The organism is Kitasatospora sp. NPDC096140 (genome assembly GCF_040303045.1).
GTDB lineage: Bacteria > Actinomycetota > Actinomycetes > Streptomycetales > Streptomycetaceae > Kitasatospora.
The window spans coordinates 32,521-50,044 of the sequence record NZ_JBEOUW010000025.1 but is presented as its reverse complement, the minus strand read 5'-3'; the positions used below and the strand labels follow the sequence as shown (position 1 = coordinate 50,044).

At 73.4% G+C, this 17,524-nt stretch carries 17 protein-coding genes; 6 read left to right on the top strand and 11 right to left on the bottom strand.

Annotated elements, in window-relative coordinates; translation table 11 throughout:
- Window positions 1-30: 30 nt before the first annotated feature.
- On the top strand, window positions 31-1,083 hold the full coding sequence (locus tag ABT048_RS24825; protein ID WP_350523683.1) for an LUD domain-containing protein: 1,053 nt from the start codon (window positions 31-33) through the stop codon (window positions 1,081-1,083).
- Window positions 1,084-1,183: 100 nt separating this feature from the next.
- Here ABT048_RS24825 and aspS read toward each other — a convergent pair whose 3' ends face one another.
- From aspS to ABT048_RS24805, 4 genes are all read right to left on the bottom strand, one after another.
- On the bottom strand, window positions 1,184-2,491 hold the full coding sequence (gene aspS / locus ABT048_RS24820) for an aspartate--tRNA(Asn) ligase (RefSeq protein ID WP_350523682.1): 1,308 nt from the start codon (window positions 2,489-2,491) through the stop codon (window positions 1,184-1,186).
- Window positions 2,492-2,648: 157 nt separating this feature from the next.
- Window positions 2,649-3,062: a YciI family protein gene (locus tag ABT048_RS24815; protein WP_350523681.1), complete on the bottom strand. Its 414-nt coding sequence runs from the start codon at window positions 3,060-3,062 to the stop codon at window positions 2,649-2,651.
- Window positions 3,063-3,179: 117 nt separating this feature from the next.
- Window positions 3,180-4,175 (bottom strand): methyltransferase domain-containing protein, encoded by a 996-nt coding sequence (locus ABT048_RS24810; protein WP_350523680.1) that lies wholly within the window; start codon window positions 4,173-4,175, stop codon window positions 3,180-3,182.
- Between the two features lie 201 nt (window positions 4,176-4,376).
- Window positions 4,377-4,883 carry a nuclear transport factor 2 family protein gene (locus ABT048_RS24805; protein WP_350523679.1) on the bottom strand — a complete coding sequence of 169 codons (507 nt, stop codon included), beginning with the start codon at window positions 4,881-4,883 and terminating at the stop codon, window positions 4,377-4,379.
- Between the two features lie 132 nt (window positions 4,884-5,015).
- On the opposite strand from ABT048_RS24805, the gene ABT048_RS24800 reads away from it, so the two are divergent.
- Window positions 5,016-5,915, top strand: a complete 900-nt coding sequence (locus ABT048_RS24800) for a LysR family transcriptional regulator (RefSeq protein WP_350523678.1) — start codon at window positions 5,016-5,018, stop codon at window positions 5,913-5,915.
- A gap of 52 nt (window positions 5,916-5,967) precedes the next feature.
- On the opposite strand, the gene ABT048_RS24795 is transcribed toward ABT048_RS24800, so the two are convergent.
- Window positions 5,968-6,555, bottom strand: a complete 588-nt coding sequence (locus ABT048_RS24795; RefSeq protein WP_350523677.1) for a hypothetical protein — start codon at window positions 6,553-6,555, stop codon at window positions 5,968-5,970.
- Between the two features lie 181 nt (window positions 6,556-6,736).
- Between ABT048_RS24795 and ABT048_RS24790 the strand changes: the two genes are divergently transcribed.
- Both ABT048_RS24790 and ABT048_RS24785 read left to right on the top strand, forming a co-directional pair.
- Window positions 6,737-7,318, top strand: a complete 582-nt coding sequence (locus ABT048_RS24790; protein WP_350523676.1) for a COG4315 family predicted lipoprotein — start codon at window positions 6,737-6,739, stop codon at window positions 7,316-7,318.
- A 4-nt stretch (window positions 7,319-7,322) separates the two neighbouring features.
- Complete coding sequence (locus ABT048_RS24785; protein ID WP_350523675.1) at window positions 7,323-7,892, top strand: DUF6529 family protein; 570 nt, start codon at window positions 7,323-7,325, stop codon at window positions 7,890-7,892.
- Window positions 7,893-7,937: 45 nt separating this feature from the next.
- Here ABT048_RS24785 and ABT048_RS24780 read toward each other — a convergent pair whose 3' ends face one another.
- The 6 genes from ABT048_RS24780 to hisC all read right to left on the bottom strand — a co-directional run bounded on the left by ABT048_RS24780 (window position 7,938) and on the right by hisC (window position 14,157).
- Window positions 7,938-8,327: a hypothetical protein gene (locus tag ABT048_RS24780; protein WP_350523674.1), complete on the bottom strand. Its 390-nt coding sequence runs from the start codon at window positions 8,325-8,327 to the stop codon at window positions 7,938-7,940.
- A gap of 220 nt (window positions 8,328-8,547) precedes the next feature.
- Complete coding sequence (locus tag ABT048_RS24775) at window positions 8,548-9,261, bottom strand: DUF5666 domain-containing protein (protein WP_350523673.1); 714 nt, start codon at window positions 9,259-9,261, stop codon at window positions 8,548-8,550.
- An 11-nt stretch (window positions 9,262-9,272) separates the two neighbouring features.
- The gene (locus tag ABT048_RS24770; RefSeq protein ID WP_350523672.1) at window positions 9,273-10,484 is read right to left on the bottom strand and encodes an ABC transporter permease; all 1,212 of its coding nucleotides are present in this window, start codon (window positions 10,482-10,484) and stop codon (window positions 9,273-9,275) included.
- Complete coding sequence (locus ABT048_RS24765) at window positions 10,481-11,284, bottom strand: ABC transporter ATP-binding protein (protein WP_350523671.1); 804 nt, start codon at window positions 11,282-11,284, stop codon at window positions 10,481-10,483. Before ABT048_RS24765 ends, ABT048_RS24770 begins: the two co-directional genes overlap by 4 nt.
- A 2-nt stretch (window positions 11,285-11,286) precedes the next feature.
- Window positions 11,287-12,663, bottom strand: coding sequence for an efflux RND transporter periplasmic adaptor subunit (locus tag ABT048_RS24760; RefSeq protein WP_350523670.1), 1,377 nt, complete (start codon window positions 12,661-12,663; stop codon window positions 11,287-11,289).
- Between the two features lie 414 nt (window positions 12,664-13,077).
- Complete coding sequence (gene hisC / locus ABT048_RS24755; protein WP_350523669.1) at window positions 13,078-14,157, bottom strand: histidinol-phosphate transaminase; 1,080 nt, start codon at window positions 14,155-14,157, stop codon at window positions 13,078-13,080.
- Between the two features lie 345 nt (window positions 14,158-14,502).
- Here hisC and ABT048_RS24750 point away from each other — a divergent pair, with 345 nt between their 5' ends.
- Window positions 14,503-15,660, top strand: a complete 1,158-nt coding sequence (locus ABT048_RS24750; protein ID WP_350523668.1) for a LacI family DNA-binding transcriptional regulator — start codon at window positions 14,503-14,505, stop codon at window positions 15,658-15,660.
- 273 nt (window positions 15,661-15,933) lie between these two features.
- Window positions 15,934-17,388: a metallophosphoesterase gene (locus ABT048_RS24745; protein WP_350523667.1), complete on the top strand. Its 1,455-nt coding sequence runs from the start codon at window positions 15,934-15,936 to the stop codon at window positions 17,386-17,388.
- The last annotated feature ends 136 nt before the right edge of the window (window positions 17,389-17,524 follow it).

The window sequence follows — 17,524 nt, the reverse complement described above, 5'->3', positions numbered from 1 at the left end:
GAAGGCGAACAACCGAGACGGAGGAACCCGATGGACGACTTCCGAGCGACCGCCGACCTGGTCGAGATCCAGGCGCTGCAGGCCGAGTTCACCGATGCCGTGATGATGCGCGACCGCTCCCGGCTCTCGCGGCTGTTCACCCCCGACGGCGCGCTGCGGATGCCGAACGTCCCGGTCGAGCTGGTCGGCCGCGAGCAGATCCGCGTCGGCGGCGAGAAGCTGCAGGAGCAGTGGGACTTCTTCGTCCAGAACACCCACCCCGGCGCGATCCGGATCGACGGCGACACCGCGTCCGGCCGCGCCTACCTGTTCGAGCTCGCCCGTCTGAAGAACGGCTTCCAGGGGCTCAACCACGCCGTCTACCACGACCGTTACCGGCGCACCGAGGACGGCTGGCGGATCACCGAGCGGGTCTACGAGGTGCGGTACCTCGACACCACCCCGCTGACCGGCTCGGCGCCGGAGTCACCCCGGGTGTCGTTCACCGACCCGGCCCCGGCCGAGCGGCTGGAGCGGGCGGCGGCCGCCCTGACGGCCAACGGCTTCACCGTCGAGGTCCTGGACGGCCTCGCCGCCGCGCGCGCCCGGGTCGACGAGCTGATCCCGGAGGGCGCGGGCGTCTTCACCGGCGCCAGCGAGACCCTCCGGCTCTCCGGCATCGACGAGGACGTCAACGCCGGCATCCGCTACCGGGCGGTCAAGCCGCGGGTGACGGCCATGGACCGGGCCACCGAGGGCGACGGCATCCGGCGGGCGGTCGCCACGCCCGACGTGGTGCTGGGCAGCGTCGCCGCCGTCACCGAGACCGGCTCGCTCGTCGTCGCCTCCGGCACCGGCAGCCAGCTGCCCGCCTACGCGGGCGGCGCCGGCCGGGCGATCTGGGTCGTCGGCGCGCAGAAGGTGGTCCCCGACCTGCCGACCGCCCTGCGCCGGGTCGAGGAGCACGCCCTGCCGCTGGAGTCCGCCCGGGCCGAGGCCGCGTACGGGTGCCCCAGCGCCGTCAGCCAGCTCCTGGTCCTCAACGCGCCGGCCCGGATGACCCCGGGCACCGTCCTGCTGCTGCGCGAGGCCGTCGGCTACTGAGCGGGCCCCGCAGCAGTCGGCCTGTACGCCGGGTTCCGTCTCCCGAGTACCGCACCGGCGCAGGAAGTCGGCCGGACCGACTTCCTGCGCCGGACGGGCCCTACGGCTCCAGCCGGTGCGGCCCCCGGAAGAGGAAGGTCGCCTCGCGGATCGACGGCAGGCCGAGGGCGAGCATCAGCAGCCGGCCGAGGCCGAGACCGAGGCCGCCGTGCGGCGGGGTGCCGTAGCGGAAGCAGTCCAGGTAGCCGGAGAGCGGCCCGGTGTCCATGCCCTTCTCGCGGGCCTGCGCGACCAGCCGGTCGTACCGGTGCTCGCGCTGGGCGCCGGTGGTGATCTCCACGCCCTTCCACAGCAGGTCGAAGGACTCGGTGACGGTCGGGTCGTCCTCCGGTCGCAGGTGGTAGAACGGCCGCACGGAGGCCGGGAACCGGGTGACGAAGACGAACTGGTGCCCGGTCTCCTCGGCGATCAGGGCGCACAGCGTCCGCTCGCCCTCGGGGTCGAGGTCATCCTTGACGCCCTCCGGGTCCCAGCCGGTGGCGCGGAGCCGGGCCAGCGCGTCGGCCATCGTGATCCGCGGGAACGGCAGTTCCGGTACGACGACCTCCGTGCCGAAGTGCTCGGCGATCGCCCCGCCGTGGCGCTCGGCCACGGCGGCGAGGACACGGTGCAGCATCCGTTCCTCGAAGGCCATCACGTCCTCGACGCCGTCGATCCAGGCGATCTCGACGTCGACGCCGGTGAACTCGGTGGCGTGCCGGGAGGTGAAGGACGGCTCGGCCCGGAACACCGGCCCGATCTCGAAGACCCTGTCGATGCCGCCGGCGATCGCCATCTGCTTGTAGAACTGCGGCGACTGGGCGAGGTAGGCCGTCCGGCCGAAGTAGCCGACCTCGAACACCTCGGCGCCGGACTCGGAGGCCGTGCCCATCAGCTTCGGCGTGTGCAGCTCGGTGAACCCCTCCTCGGCGGTCACCTCGCGCATCGCCCGCTCGACGGTGGTCTGGACGTCGAACACCAGGTGCTGGGCGGGGCGCCGGATGTCGAGGAACCGCCAGTCCAGGCGCTGGTCGATGCCGGTCTTCTCGTCGATCGGCAGCTTCGGCTCGGCGAGCGAGACGATCTCCACGCGGGACGGGACGATCTCCAGGCCGCCGAGCTTGACCTGCGGGCTCGCGACCACCCTGCCGGTGATCTTCACCGCGGACTCCGGCGTCACCTGCTCGAACGCGGCCTCGATGACGTCGCCGTCGCCACCGCGCGGGTGGGTGACCTGGACGAGGCCGGTGTGGTCGCGGACCAGGACGAACTGGATCCGCCGCTGCAGCCGCAGCGTGTTCACCCAGCCGTAGACGGTGACCGTCTCCTCGATGCGCGCGTGGAGGTCAGCGACGAGGGTGCGCGTCATGGCGGCAACTCCCTGGGTTGCGGGCGCGTTGGTCGCGCCGACGACGAGCGGTAAACGGCCGCTCGGGGGGACGCGCCCACCATAGACGGTCAAGATCGCGGAAGTCGCCCGGTTTTCCGGCGGTACCGCCCCGGCGACACGGGACGGTACGGCCTCCTCAGCCCATGCCGAACGAGTCGTGGACCGGGCGCACCTCCACCGCCACGACGTGGAAGTCGAGGACCCGCGCGGCGATCTCCCGCGCCCGCTCCGGGCTCGCGCAGTCGATCACGTAGTAGGCGGTCAGGTGCTCGGCCGCCGCCGCGAAGGGCCCGGCCGTGGCGGTCGCCCCGTCCGGTGCCTGCGACCCGTCCGACCCGTCCGACCCGTCCGATCCGTCCGGACCGCCGCCGTTCCGGCGGAGCGTGGTCGTGTCCGTCGGATACGCCAGCCCCGCGCCGTTCAGCATCTCACCCGAGCCCTCCAGGTCCCGGTGGAGCGCCTCGTGCCGCCGGAACACCTCCGCCCGCTGCTCGGTGGTCATCGCCGCGGTCGCCGCCGGATCGGCGTACATCAGCACCATGAACTTCATGGCGCGATCCTCGCACCGGAACGCCCGGGTGCCGCGGCTCACCGCACCGGTGGCCCGACGGTCGGATGCGCACCGCGGTCGCGGCTGCGCGGGGGTGGACGGCTCCGGGGGCGCGGGTCAGAGGGTCCAGTCGAGGACGGTGCCGTCCGGGGCGGTGTAGCCGATGCGCTGGACGTCCGGGCCGGCTTCGAGGGTGAACCACTCGCGGCGCGGGCGGTTGTGGGCGAGCCAGCTCTGGTGGGCGGCGTCGACGTCCGCGGGGGCGGCGAGGGCGTGGAGGCCCGCCCAGAAGGAGAAGCCGGGGTCGTCCAGGACGCGCGGGTCGGCCTCCGGGGCCGCCGGGACGGGGGCCCCGCCGGGGTGCAGCGGCGCGAGGGCGGCCGGGCGGGGGAGGAAGCGGCCGACCGCACGGCCGTCGGGCAGCCTGGTGAGTCGGGCGACCGCGCCGCCGATTGGGGCGACGATGAGTCCGCCCGGCGCGCACTGGTCGAGCCAGGCCCGGGGGACGCGGCGGACCTCGCCGGTGGCGATGATCCGGTCGTACGGCGCGGCGGCCGGGTGCCCGTCCACGCCGTCGGCCCGGACGACGGACGGTGCGAGGCCGGACTCGGCCAGCCGGGCGCGGGCGGTGTCGACCGGACGCCCGGTGCGGTCGGTCGAGGTGACGGCGGCCGCGCCGGCGAGGTGGCAGAGCAGGGCCGTCTGGTAGCCGCCGCCGGTCCCGATCTCCAGCACCCGGTCGCCGGGGCGGACGTCCAGCGCGTCGAGCACGTCGGCGAGCAGGCTCGGCAGGGCGGCGGTCGACGTGGCGACTCCGCCGCGCAGGCCGCCCGGCGCGGCGTCCTCCGCGTGCACGCCGTCGATCCCGGTCACCAGCGCCCGGTTCGCGTACACCTCCCGCAGCCAGGAGTCGTCGCCGAAGTCGTCGGCGCGCCACGGCAGATGGAGGCCGCGCTCCTCGCGGTAGAACACCGGGACGAACGGGTGCCGCGGCACCGTGAGGAACGCCTCGACCACCCGGGCGGACAGCCCGGTGCTTCCGCGCTCGATCTCGGAGGCCAAGTCGACCCTGGCGCGCAGGAGTTGCTCGTCGGTGTGGAGAACGGTCGGCATGCCCGGTCGGCCCTTTCGTGCTCGCGGTCACGGACGTCGGGGCAGACCGGTCAGGTGCTCGACGAAGACCGTCCGGCCGTTTTGCTTTCCCCCGCGACCGGCGCCCCCGATGCTCCCGAAGACGTGAACAGATGGTCAAGACTTGTGAATGGAGGAAATGCCGAATTCGCGGGGCCGGGCGGTCGGTTCGCGTTTCCGGGCTCAGCCGAAGACGGCCGTCGGCTCACCGGTGTACCAGGTGTTGTCGATGCGGAGCCGGCGGATGACCCAGCGGTCGCCGTCCCGGACGAGGTCGACGTCGTACGGGTTCTTCAGCAGGGCGTGGGTGGCCGGGTCGGCGGTGAGCAGGTGCTGGGCCTCCACCAGGGCGGTGAGCCGGGCGGTGTCGCCGTCGACGGTGATCCGCGGGTTGGTCACCTGGTGGGTGGTGTCCACCCGGCCGGCGAACATCGCCAGGATGGTGGTGACGATGGTGTCCCGCCCGGACATCAGCGGCGGCTCGGCGCCCCACTTGGCGGCGGCCGGGCGGAAGTCCAGCTCGGCGTCGGCGGCGAAGGCCGAGGCGAACAGCGCCTCGTCCTTGAGGTCCTGCCCCAGGCCGAAGCGGTACAGCGCGTCGATGATCTCCGCGCGGTCCCTGAGCTCCGCGACGACCGCGGCGGTGTCGTGGGCGGGGGCGGTCAGGGCGCGGTCCCGGGTGACGTCCATGATGTCCTCCTGTGGGGAGCGGTGGGGGCGTGGTGGCGACGACCTCGATCCTGCGCCGCGCCTGACGTGGCATCAACGCGCTCCTGCGCAACGATCGTGAAGTCCCGGTTGACGGTGGAGGGGTGGGTGCGCATGCTGGAGCGCCACGAGCTGGAGGCCTTCCTGACGCTCGCCGAGGAACTGCACTTCGGCCGCACCGCCGAGCGGCTGCACGTCTCCACGGCCCGGGTCAGCCAGACGATCGCCAAGCTGGAGCGCCGGATCGGCGTCCCGCTGTTCCACCGCACCAGCCGCCGGGTGGAACTGTCCCCGGTGGGGCGGCAGTTGCAGGCGGAGGTCCGGCCCGCCTGGGAGCTGATCACCGAGGCGTTCGGGCGGGCCGTCGAGGCCGGACGAGGCCTGACCGGGCTGCTGCGGGTCGCCTTCGACGGGCCGGCGGCGGGCCAGCTGCTGGTCGGCGCCGCCCGGGTGTTCCGCGACCGGCACCCGGACTGCGAGGTCCGGATCCGCGAGGCGCACCTGCCGGACGTCCTGCCGTGGCTGCGCGCCGGCGAGGTGGACCTGGCGCTGACCGGCCGCCCGGTGCACGCCGAGGGCGTCACCGAGGGCCCGGTCCTGGTACGGGAGCCCCGCATGCTCGCCGTACCGGCCGGGCACGCCTTCGCCCGCCGTACGGTCGTCTCCGTCGAGGACCTCGCCCGGGTGACCGTGCTGCAGCTCCCCGAGAGCGTGCCGGACTCCCTGCGCCACGACCTCGCACCGCGCCGGACACCCGCCGGGAAGCCCGTCCCGCCCGGCCCGTCGGCCGCGACGCTCAACGAGGCGCTGACCCTGGTCGGCGCGGGCGAGGGCGTCTTCGCCGTCGGCGCCCATGTGCGGCGCTACTTCGCCCGCCCCGACGTCGTCTACGTGCCCTTCGAGGACGCCGCGCCGGTCGAATGGGGCCTGGTGTGGCTCGCCGAGGGCGCCACCGCCCGCGTCCGGGCCTTCGGCGAGGCCGCCCTCGCCATGGTGCAGGAGCACGCCCCCTGAGCGGTCCGTGGGAAGTCGGCCGGGCCGACTTCCCACGCCGCAGGCGGCTTCCTCAGGACTGCGCCGGCGTGCCGATCGCCCGCGGCCGGCCGGACCACAGCACCGAGCCGAGCAGCATCGCGCCGGGCGCGATCCCGGCGACGACCGCGATCACGGCGACGGGGGCGTCGCAGGCGGCCAGCACCAGGCCGACGACACCGCAGGCCGCCATCCCCGCGGCGAGGACGTGCAGTGCGGGCCTGCGCCAGACGGCCGCGAGGCCGAAGAAGTGCACACCGACCACGAAGGCGATCCACGCGACGCTCGCACGGGGGGTGTGCAGCACGTTGGAGATCACGAACAGTCCGACCGCGAGGGCCAGCCCCTCGGCCGCCACCACGTACCAGTAGCGCCGCCCGAAGCCCGTGCCGCTCGGCGGTCCGCCGTCGCCGACGGTCGCGGCGTCGGTGGTGATGGCGGTGGCGGTGGCGGCGGCAGTAGGCACAGCGGCACGGCCGGCGAACACGATCCGGACGAACGCGAGGATGGCGAGCACCCGCAGCGGAGCGCCGAGGGCGGTCGGCAGGGTCCCCGCGTTCATCTGGACGAAGGCGAGGCCGAAGCCACCGCCGATGAGCCTGCTGACCTGATCCTTTGTCATGATCGTCAGATTTACAGCATGAAGATCATCCGGCACAGCGGGTTCCCGGACTTCCGCCACTGTCGGCCATCAGGGTCAAGGACGACCCCGCCTTGCTCACCCGCTGGCGTGCCTCGTGAAGCGGCCGAGCCCGTTCGGGCTGAAGTGGTGACACCATTCCCACCCGCCCGGAGAGAACCCCATGAAGATTTCCCGCACGGTGACCGCCACGGCCGCCGCCGTCGCCCTGATCACCGTGGTGTGCGGCGGCTGCTCCAGCAGCACCAAGACGACGACCACGGCGACCACCTCACCCGCGGCGAGCCCCACGGCGACGTCCACGGCGGGCGCCACCGGCAGCCCGACCGCCACGTCGACCTCGACGGAGAGCCCGAGCCCCACCGCCGGAGCCACCGGCGCGGCCGTGGTCGGGGCCGCCACCGTCGGCAAGTTCCAGAACGTCCTGGTCGACTCCCAGGGCAGGACGCTCTACCTGTTCGAGGCGGACACCTCGCCCACCTCGACCTGCTACGACGCCTGCGCCACCGCCTGGCCGCCCCTGCTGACCACCGGCACCCCCACCGCCACCGGCGGCGCCGACCAGGCCAAGATCACCACCACCGCCCGCAAGGACGGCACCTCCCAGGTCGTCTACAACGGCCACCCGCTCTACTACTTCGAGGGCGACACGGCGAAGGGCGACGCCAACGGCCAGGAGTCCAGCGCCTTCGGTGCCAAGTGGTACGTGGTCAACGTCTCGGGCAACAAGGTCGAGGGCGACTGAGCGGATGGCTGACGCCGAACGGCCGTCCCGTCCCCGGCGGCGGGCCCCCGGCCTCCTGTGGGCGCTCCTGCCGGTGGCGGTGACGGCCGGGCTCTTCTGGTACGGCCGGGCGCACACCCCCGACTACACGAGCAGCCTCTTCGGCCGCCGCTACGACGACGCCAACCAGCTCAAGGCCCAGCTCGGCACCGCCCTGCTGGGCCTGGCGCTGGTCCAGCTCCTGCTGGCGCTGTGGATGTACGGCCGGCTGCCGGGCGCGGCCGCCGCGCCCCGCCCGGTCCGGACCGGGCACCGGGTGGTCGGCCTGGGGGCGTTCCTGCTCTCCCTCCCGATCGCCTACCACTGCATCACCGCCTACGGCGTGCAGCTGACGGACAGTCGGATCGCCCTGCACTCGTTCGCCGGGTGCTTCCTCTACGGCGCGTTCGTCGCCAAGGTCATCGTGGTCCGCCACCGCCGCGCGCCCGGCTGGGCCCTGCCCGTCGCAGGTGGCGCGCTCGTCGTCCTGATCGCCCTGCTCTGGTACAGCGCGGCGCTCTGGTACCTCGACGGGGACCACGTACCCGGCCTGTGAAACCGCCGGCGGCCCCTCGCGAGGAGCGGGGGGCCGCCGGACCGTTCAGCCCTGCCGGGGGAACGCGGAGGTGCGGGTGAGGACCGCGACCGCGACCAGGGCGAGGGCGGAGAGGCCCTGGAGGACGGCGTACCAGGGCGGGCAGAGGCCGGGGATCAGGTCGACGCCGACGAGCGCCACCGGCATGACCGTCGAGACGGTGCGGAGCCGGTCGAAGTCCCGGTAGGAGCCCTCGGCGGCCCGGGTGGCGAGCCGGAGGAGGAGCGGGGTGACCGCGAGGAGGATCACGCCGCGGACCCACATGAACGAGGTCGCCTCGTGCCCGGTGAACGCCATCACCGCGACCGTGGCGAGGATGACGGCGCTGACGGCGCCGAAGAGCGTGATGCACTTCTTCACCACGGTGAAGCTGTCCTGGGTGGTGGTGGTCGCCATGGTGCTGTTCCCTCCGTGTCGTTGTGGGAACGACGCTACGGAGTCGGGCCGCGCCCCGGTACGGGCTTGGCCCCACCGGTGGGTGGGGCCAGCCACACTCCCGGGCCGACCCTGCGGGCGCCGGGGAGGAGGTGGTCGGACCGGCACCGCGCCGGGCACGCGCGGAGGCCCTCGACCAGGGAAGGGACGAGGGCCTCGCGCGCGTCGGGCGGGTTCCGGGTCAGCCGCCGGACGGGTTCCTGGGGGCGCCGCCACCGGCACCGGCACCGCCACCGCCGAAGCCACCGCCGCCGAAGCCTCCGGCGGCCGCGTTGCCTTCGACGAGCTGGCTGGCGGTGTAACCACCGTTGGCGTCGGGGGTGCCGACGACGGTCACGCTCTGGCCGGGCTGCAGGTCGGCGACCTTGCCCTCCTTGTTGAGCTGGACCTTCGTCGCGTCGCCGGTGGTGATCTTGACGGTGTTTCCGTTGGCGTCGGTCAGGTAGACCGTGGTGCCGTCGACGGCCTTGACCGTGCCCCGGGTGAGACCGGCCTGCCCGCCGCCCTGGCCACCCTGGCCGCCCTGACCGCCCTGGCCGGCCCCGCGGCGGGAACCGTTCTGCCCACCGCCCTGCCCGTACCCGCCCTGGCCCTGGCCACCCTGGCCCTGACCGCCGTACCCGCCGCCCCCCGCGGGGCGCTGGGCACCGGCGGCCGCCGCCGCGGGCCGGGCGGACTTGCCGGCGGAGGAACCGTTGCTCTGCTCGTACCAGACCCCGCCCGCGAACGCGCCGGTGGCGATCACGCCGCCGGCCAGCACCAGGCTGAGCCAGGGCAGCTTCCGCCGGGGCGGCGCGGCCAGCTCGGCGCTCACATCACGGGCGTCCGGCGGGGTGGAGAGCAGGGCGACCTGCTCGGCCGGGGTACTGCTGACCGTGGCGATCTCTTTGCTCATGGGTTGGAGTCCTACTCGTGCCGGAGGGCGTCGATCGGCCGCAGGGAGGCGGCCCGGTTGGCGGGGTAGCTGCCGAAGAACAGCCCGATGGCGACGGCGATGCCGAACGCGCCGAGCACCGATTCGGGGATCACCACCGGCTTGATGCCGACGATGCTGAAGTGCGAGCCGACCATGCCGGCCGCCACGCCCAACCCCGCGCCGATCACCGACAGCAGCGTCGACTCGGTCAGGAACTGCCCGAGGATGACCGCGCGCGGCGCACCGAGCGCCTTGCGGATGCCGATCTCACGCGTCCGCTCGGTGACCGTCACCAGCATGATGTTGGTGATCCCGATCCCGCCGACGAGCAGCGAGATCGCCGCCACCGCGCCGAGCAGCACGGTGAACGTCTTGGTGGTGCTCTCGCGCGCCGTGAGCAGCGAGGCCTGGTTGGTGATCCGGAAGTCGGCCTTGCTCGGGTCGGCGATCGCGTGCGACGCGAGCAGCACCCGGGTGATCTCCGACTGGGCCGCCGTGGTCGAGTCCGCGGAGGCGGCCTGCACCAGGATCTGGTTCACCGTACCGAAACCGGTGAAGGCGTTCTGCACCGTCGGCAGCGGGGCGATGACCACGTCGTCCGGGTCGGTGAAGCCGCTGCCGCCCTTGGCCTGCAGCACGCCGACCACGGTGAACGGCGTGCCGCCGAGGACGATCTGCTTGCCGACCGGGTCCTCGGCGTCGAACAGCTGCTTCGCCGTGGTGGCGCCGAGCACGGCGACCTTGCGCGAGCCGAGCACGTCGTCGTTGGTGAAGTACTCGCCCTTCGCGACCTTCTGGTTGGAGGTCTCGAAGTACGCCGGGTAGGTGCCGACGATCGAGCCGGGGCTGTACGAGATGTTCCCGTACAGCGCCGTGCCGGTGGTCGTGACGACCGGGGCCACCGACTTGATCGCCGCGGGGTCGGCGTCGTTCGCCAGCGCCTTGGCGTCGGCGACGGTGAGCTTCTTGACCGAGGACGCGGCCCGGGCGCCGCCCGCCGCCGAACCGGAGCTGACGGTCAGCGAGTTGGTGCCGAGCGAGGTGATCGAATCCTTGACCGCGACCGACGAGCCGTTGCCGACCGCCAGCAGCAGGATCACCGAGGCGACGCCGATCAGCACGCCGAGCATGGTGAGCGCCGAGCGCACCTTGTTGGCGGCCAGGCCGCCGACCGCGAAGCGGAGTGTCTGCCAGAGGATCACGCGGGCACTCCCAGGTCACGAAGGGCGGGTGGCGGCCCCTCCACCGGAGCCTGCCGGACGTCGCTCACGATCTGTCCGTCGACCAGTCGCAGCACCCGCTTGGCGTGCCGGGCGACCTCGTCCTCGTGAGTGATCAGGACGACCGTGCGGCCGGTGGCGTTGAGCCCGTCGATCAGGGCCAGCACCTCCTCCGTGGAGCGGCTGTCCAGGTTTCCGGTCGGCTCGTCGGCGAGCAGCATCGCGGGGGCGGTGACCAGCGCCCGGGCCACCGCGACGCGCTGCTGCTGGCCGCCGGAGAGCTGGTTGGGCTTGTGCCCGGAGCGCTCGCCGAGTCCGACCAGGGAGAGCGCGGCCAGGGCCCGGCGGCGCCGCTCGGCGGCCCGGACGCCCGCGTAGGCGAGCGGCAGCTCGACCTGGGCGAGGGCGGTGGTGCGCGGGATCAGGTTGAAGGACTGGAAGACGAAGCCGATCTTGCGGTTGCGCACCAGCGAGAGCTGCTGCTCGTCCAGGTGACCAACGTCGACGCCGTCCAGCAGGTAGCGGCCGGACGTCGGGACGTCGAGGCAGCCGAGGATGTTCATCAGGGTGGACTTGCCGGAGCCCGAGCTGCCCATCACGGCGACGAAGTCGCCCTGCTCGATGTCCAGGCTGACGCCCTGCGGCGCGCCGGTCTCCGGGTCGTCGGGCCCGCGCAGCGCGTGCACGGTGGCGTCACCGTGCCCGTACGACTTGGTGAGCCGGCGGATCCGGATCACCGGCACGGGCGTCGCGGGGACGCGCTTGTCGATGACGTGACGCATGCTCAGCCCCGACCGCCCCGGCCGCCGCCGCCACCGCCGCCGGCACCGCCGCCCGGGAAGACCCCGGCGCCGCCGCCGGCGCCGCCGCGGTTGCCGCCGGCGCCCGGGAAGGAGCCGTTCGGGAAGCCGTTGCTGCCGCTGGTGGTGGGGAGTTCGACCTTGTCGCCCTCCTTCAGTCCGGACACCACCTGGACCGTGCTGTCGCCCTCGACGCCGACCCCGACGGTGACCCGCTCGGTGGCGCCGTTCTCGTGCACCACGGTCGCGGTGCGGGAGGTGCCGGTGCCCGACAGGGCTGAGGTGGGCAGCGAGAGCGCGTTGTCGGCCTCGCCGGTGATCACCTGGACGGTGGCGCTGAGACCGGTGCGCAGGGTGCTGGTGTCGCCGCTCAGCTGGAGGGTCGCCGCGTACTGGACGGCGGAGGAGCCCGCGGCGCCGCCGGAGCCGCTACCGCTGGGCAGCGAACTGACCGACAGGACGGTCGCGTTGAGCTTGGTGTCGGACTGCGCGTTCAGCGTGACGGTGGCCGCCTCGCCCTTCTTCAGCTTGAGCGAGTCGAGCTCGGAGAAGTTCGCGGTGACCTGCATGCCGGTCGGGTTGGTGAGCACGATGAAGCCGCTGGGGGAGCTCGAACCCGTGCTGGTGCCCGTCGACTTGGTGGAGCCGCTGCCGGTGGACCCGGAGGCGGTCGCGCCGACCGTGTCGCCGACCTTGTTGGAGATCGAGGCGACGGTGCCGTCCGTCGAGGCCGTCAGCGTCGTCCCGCTCAGCGCCGCCTGGGCGTTGGAGAGGCTGGTCTGCGCGGTGGCGACCTGCTGCTCGGCCTGGGCCACGGCCGCGTCGTCGACCTTGGTGGTGGTGATGGTGGTGGTCTGCGGGGCGGGCGTACTGCTCCCGCCCGCCCCGCGTCCGCCACCGGCGGTGCCGGACCCGCCCCCGGACCCCCCGGAGGACGGGGCCGGCAGCGGCTCGGTGGTCGTGGTGGTGACCCCGGCCTGCGCCTTGGTGAGGTTGGCGTTGGCCGTGGTGAGGGCCACCCGGGCCGCGTCCACCTGCTGCTGGGCCGCCGTGGTGTCGACGGTGGCGAGCACCTGACCCTTCTTCACGGCGTCCCCGACCGCGACCTTGACCGCAGTGAGCTTGCCACCGGTGGTGAAGTCCTGGGCCGCGTCGGTGGGCGAGATCAAGGTGCCGGTTCCGGACACGGTGGCCAGGACCGTTCCCTTGCCGACCGTCGCCGTGCGGGTCGTGGGCTTGGCCGAGGCCGGACCGGAGCTGCCGCTGACCGTGGCGTACACCAGGGCCGCGCCGCCCAGCAGGGCCACGCCGAGCGCGGAGTTGACGAGGACGGCACCGCGCCGCCGTGGGAGCACCTTCATGGCGGACAGCTTCGCGGGGCGCTCTTGCGGAGCCCTGAGCGCAGGCTGGGAGAAGACTGAACGGTCGGATCCGGGCATTCCGGACGGATTGCCCGCCCCGCGCGACCTGCTTGGCCGCTCCGTGGGCGACCGTTGGCCGAACTCCCAGCCGGCTCCCAGCGATCCACAGCTTTCCGGGAGCGATCCGGGACGGAACCGGGACAACTCCGGGGCGGCTCCGGGACCGCTGCGAAACGGCCGCGGGAACGACTGCCGAACGGCTCATGAACGGCCGCGGGAAAGGCCGCGGGAACGGCCGCGCGCAGGAACGCCGCAGGGGCGCGCCGGTGGAGGCGCGCCCCTGCGGGTCCTACGGGTCCTGCGGGTCCTGCGGGTCCTGCCGGCCCCTGCGGCCGCGGAGGGTCGGAGCGGGGGTCAGAGCGACTTGCGGAAGGCCTCGGCCACCGACAGGAAGATCGAGTTGCCCTCGGCCTCCCCGATCGACACCCGCACACCCTCCGGGAACGGCCGCACGATCACGCCCGCCTCGGTGCAGGCCGCGGCGAATTCCGCCGAGCGCTCGCCGAGTCCGAGCCAGACGAAGTTGGCCTGCGAGTCCGGGATCTCCCAGCCCTGGGCGCGCAGCCCGGCCACCACCCGGTTGCGCTCCTCGACCAGCGCGTCCACCCGCTCCAGCAGCGCCTCCTCGGCGCGCAGCGAGGCGACGGCGGCGTTCTGGGCGAGCTGGGTCACGCCGAAGGGGACGGCGGTCTTGCGCAGCGCGGCCGCCACCGGCTCGTGCGCGATCGCGAAGCCGACCCGCATGCCCGCCAGGCCGTACGCCTTGGAGAAGGTGCGCAGCACGCAGACGTTGGGGCGGTCGCGGTAGAGGTCGATGCCGTTGGGCACCTCGGCGTCGCGGATGAACTCGATGTAGGCCTCGTCGACGACCACCAGGACGTCGCCGGGGACGGCGTCCAGGAAGCGCTCCAGCTCGGCGCGGTGGATCACGTTGCCGGTGGGGTTGTTGGGGTTGCAGACGAAGATCAGCCGGGTGTTCGGGGTGATCGCGGCGAGCATCGCGTCCAGGTCGTGGTCGCCGGCCTCGGTGATCGGCACCGGGACGGGCGTGGCGCCGGCGATCTGGGTGATGATCGGGTAGGCCTCGAAGGAGCGCCAGGCGAAGATCACCTCGTCGCCCGGGCCGGCCGTGGCGAGGATCAGCGACTGGGCGACGCCGACCGAGCCGGTGCCGGTGGCGATGTGCTCGGCGGGCACGCCGAAGCGCTCGGCCAGCACCGCGGTCAGCTCGCCGACGCCCATGTCGGGGTAGCGGTTGAGCGAGCCGGCGGCCTGGACCGCCGCCTCCAGCACGCCGGGCAGCGGGGCGTACGGGTTCTCGTTCGAGGACAGCTTGTAGGCGTCGGCGCCGGCCGGCTTGCCGGGCTTGTAGGTGGGGATGCCGTCCAGGGTCGGCCGCAGGCGCGGGCCCTGCGCTGACGTACCACTGCTCACGGTCGTACTCCGTTTCCAGAAGTTGCACAACTGTCCGGTGCGCTCGCCCGCCACGGACGGGTTCGCCCCCGTGCCCGGGATCTCCTGACGCGCCCGGACCACCCCGGTCGGGTGCCTTGCACCATACCGACCGCCCTCACCCGTAGGAGTGAGATGCCCGGTCGGGTTACAGGTGCAGATCAGCCATTCTGCCCGGTTCCTTTGGCACATGTCAGAGGTAAGAAGCCTGGTTTCGGGCGGGTATCGAAGGAGCGCACTACGGCTCACTCTTGGAGAAACGTATCTCCGAAGGCTCCCGATGCGCCGGTCACAGACCCTTGTCAGGAGCCATACGATCGGTCCGCCATGACAGCAGCAGCCAACCAGAGCGGTCGGCGACCCACCACCTCACGGCGTCTGGAGCGGGCCGGCATCCGGGATGTGGCGGCAGCCGCCGGAGTGTCGATCACCACCGTCTCCGACGCGCTGAACGGTAAGGGCCGCCTGCCCGACGAGACCCGCAGCCGGGTGCGCGAAGTCGCCGAGCGCCTCGGCTACCGCCCCTCGGCGGCAGCCCGAACCCTGCGCACCGGGCGGTCCGGCCTGATCGGGCTGACCGTCACGACCTACGGCGAAGAGCCCTTCACCTTCACCGAGTTCGCCTACTTCGCCGAGATGGCCCGGGCCGCCACCAGCGCCGCCCTCGGCCGCGGCTACGCGCTGGTGGTGCTGCCCGCCTCCTCGCGCCACGACGTCTGGGGCAACATCGCCCTGGACGGCACCGTGGTGATCGACCCGCCCGACCAGGACCCGCTGGTCAGCGAGCTGTACCGGTCGGGCGTCCCGGTCGTCAGCGACGGCAAGCCGGGCAACTGCCCGGTCACCGCCTGGGTCGACAACGACCACGAGGCCGCCGTCCTCGGCATCCTCGACCACCTCTCCGAAGCCGGCGCCCGCCGGATCGGCCTGCTCACCGGCACCAGCACCGACACCTACACCAGGCTCTCCACCGAGGCCTACCTCGGCTGGTGCACCAAGGTCGGGCAGGAACCGGTGTACGAGGCCTACCCGGCGCACGACCCGGCGGCCGGCGCGGTCGCCGCCGACCGGCTGCTCGCCCGCCCCGACCGGCCGGACGCCGTCTACGGACTGTTCGACCCCAACGGCACGGACCTGCTCGCCGCCGCCCGCCGGTACGGCCTGCGGGTGCCGGACGACCTGCTGCTGGTCTGCTGCAGCGAGAGCGACGTCTACGCGGCCACCGAACCGCCGATCACCACGCTCTCGCTCAAGCCGCGCAAGATCGGCACCACCGTGGTCAACCTGCTCATCGACGCGATCGAGGGCGTGGACTCCGGGACGGGCGTCGACATCGCGCGGCTCTTCCCGCCCCGGTTCCGCACCGCCGGCAACGGCCCGCCGCCGGGCACCCTGATGCCGACCGAACTGATCGTCCGCGCGTCCTCCCAACGCCGGAGCCCGCGCACCACCGTCAGCCCGCCCCGCCCCCCGGGCGAGGTCTAGACCGCCGATGCCGACCGGCATCGGCGGGGCACCGGCCGGACGCCTCCCGGGGCGCCGTTCGGGGCACGGACCGGGACACCGGCGGGGCCCCCGAACGGCCCCGCCGGACACCGACCGGAGCCGGGCGAGCACGAAAGACGCCCGGCCAGAGCTGACGAGACCATACCGAGCCAGGACAAAACGGACCCTCACGGGCCGCCCGGCTGACGCTCCGGAGGATTGGATGCCCACCAGGTGACGACGGCGGGAGAGTGGTCTTCCTATGATGGGCGAATGACACCCGAGGACCGCTTCCCCGGGCCCGAGCACCCCCACCCGGGCCCCCGCCACCAGCCGGACCTCGACGTGCTGCCGTACGGCACCTATTACGAACCCGAGCCCGCCCAGGCCTACTCCGGCACCCCGTACGACGCCGAGACGTACAGCGGCTACGGCGGCGCCCGCTACCTGGAACAGCACTGGACCACCGACGGGCAGGGGCACACCGTGCACGCCCAGGGAAACACCGCGGGCCACGCCCGGGACCAGGCGGCGGCGTTCTCGCACCAGGACCACCCGGGGTACGACGCCCAGGACCGCCCGGCCTACGAAGGCCAGGAGCACGCCGGGTACGACGCGCAGGACCACGGCGGGTACGACGGCCGCGACCACGGCCCGTACGAAGGCCAGGAGCGCGCCGGGTACGACGGCCAGGACCACGCGGCCTACGACGCGCCCGAGCACGCGGCGTACGAGAACCGGGACACCGGCGGCTACGACGACCGCGCCGGCTACGAGCCGACCCTCCCCGACCAGCCCTCCCCGGCCCTCCGGCTCGCCGGCCGCGACGACCCGCCGACCATCGAACTCGGCCCGCCGCTGCCGCTCCCGGACCCCGCCGCCCCGACCTACCCCTACCCGGCCCCCGGCCCCGGCGAGCCCCCCGGCCCGGTGTACGTCGTCGGCGACGTGCACGGCTACCTGGAGGAGCTGCGCGCCGCGCTGCACGGCCAGGGCCTGATCGACGCCGACGGCCACTGGTCGGCGGGCCGCGCCCGGATCTGGTTCCTCGGCGACTTCACCGACCGCGGCCCCGACGGCATCGGCGTCATCGACCTGGTCATGCAGCTCGCCGCGGAGGCCGCCGCGGCCGGCGGCTACTGCCGCGCCCTGATGGGCAATCACGAACTGCTCTTCCTCGGCGCCGCCAAGTACGGCGACGAGCCCGTGCAGTCCACCGCCGGCACCGCCTCCTTCCTGGCCGCCTGGCGGCTGAACGGCGGTCAGCAGAACGACCTGGACCGCCTGGAGGCGCACCACATCAGCTGGCTGTCCCGGCTCCCCGCCATCGCGCTGGAGGACGACCACCTGCTGCTGCACTCCGACACCACCGCCTACCTGGAGTACGGCGAGTCCATCCCCGACGTCAACGACGCCGTGCACGGCCTGCTCTCCGACGGCAGCGTGGACGAGTGGTGGGACTGCTTCCGCCGCTTCACCAAGCGCTTCGCCTTCCGCGGCGACGCCGGACCGACCGCCGTCCACGAGCTGCTGGACACCTACGGCGGCAGCCGGATCGTCCACGGGCACAGCCCGATCCCGTACCTCACCGGCGCGGTGCACGCGGACGACGGCCAGCCGCCGCACATCCCCGGACCGTACGTGTACGCGGACGACCTCGCGGTGGCGATGGACGGCGGCGTCACCATGGAGGGGCGGCTGCTGGTCGCCCGACTTCCCGTCAACTGACGTCGGTCGTCGAACGATTGTTCCCGGCGCCCGGGCCGTCGCGCACGCGCGGCCCGGGGCGCGAAATTCCGGAAACCGACTGTCAGCCCGGGCACACCCGCCCCTACCATGAGGCACACCACACCCGGCCGCCCGT

Coding starts and splice junctions, on each gene's coding strand:
- ABT048_RS24785 (WP_350523675.1), top strand. CDS start 7,323: ATGGCTGACGCCGAACGGCCGTCCCGTCCCCGGCGGCGGGCCCCCGGC.
- ABT048_RS24790 (WP_350523676.1), top strand. CDS start 6,737: ATGAAGATTTCCCGCACGGTGACCGCCACGGCCGCCGCCGTCGCCCTG.
- ABT048_RS24795 (WP_350523677.1), bottom strand. CDS start 6,555: ATGACAAAGGATCAGGTCAGCAGGCTCATCGGCGGTGGCTTCGGCCTC.
- aspS (WP_350523682.1), bottom strand. CDS start 2,491: ATGACGCGCACCCTCGTCGCTGACCTCCACGCGCGCATCGAGGAGACG.
- ABT048_RS24775 (WP_350523673.1), bottom strand. CDS start 9,261: ATGAGCAAAGAGATCGCCACGGTCAGCAGTACCCCGGCCGAGCAGGTC.
- ABT048_RS24750 (WP_350523668.1), top strand. CDS start 14,503: ATGACAGCAGCAGCCAACCAGAGCGGTCGGCGACCCACCACCTCACGG.
- ABT048_RS24800 (WP_350523678.1), top strand. CDS start 5,016: ATGCTGGAGCGCCACGAGCTGGAGGCCTTCCTGACGCTCGCCGAGGAA.
- ABT048_RS24805 (WP_350523679.1), bottom strand. CDS start 4,883: ATGGACGTCACCCGGGACCGCGCCCTGACCGCCCCCGCCCACGACACC.
- ABT048_RS24780 (WP_350523674.1), bottom strand. CDS start 8,327: ATGGCGACCACCACCACCCAGGACAGCTTCACCGTGGTGAAGAAGTGC.
- ABT048_RS24745 (WP_350523667.1), top strand. CDS start 15,934: ATGACACCCGAGGACCGCTTCCCCGGGCCCGAGCACCCCCACCCGGGC.
- ABT048_RS24760 (WP_350523670.1), bottom strand. CDS start 12,663: ATGAAGGTGCTCCCACGGCGGCGCGGTGCCGTCCTCGTCAACTCCGCG.
- ABT048_RS24825 (WP_350523683.1), top strand. CDS start 31: ATGGACGACTTCCGAGCGACCGCCGACCTGGTCGAGATCCAGGCGCTG.
- ABT048_RS24815 (WP_350523681.1), bottom strand. CDS start 3,062: ATGAAGTTCATGGTGCTGATGTACGCCGATCCGGCGGCGACCGCGGCG.
- ABT048_RS24810 (WP_350523680.1), bottom strand. CDS start 4,175: ATGCCGACCGTTCTCCACACCGACGAGCAACTCCTGCGCGCCAGGGTC.
- ABT048_RS24765 (WP_350523671.1), bottom strand. CDS start 11,284: ATGCGTCACGTCATCGACAAGCGCGTCCCCGCGACGCCCGTGCCGGTG.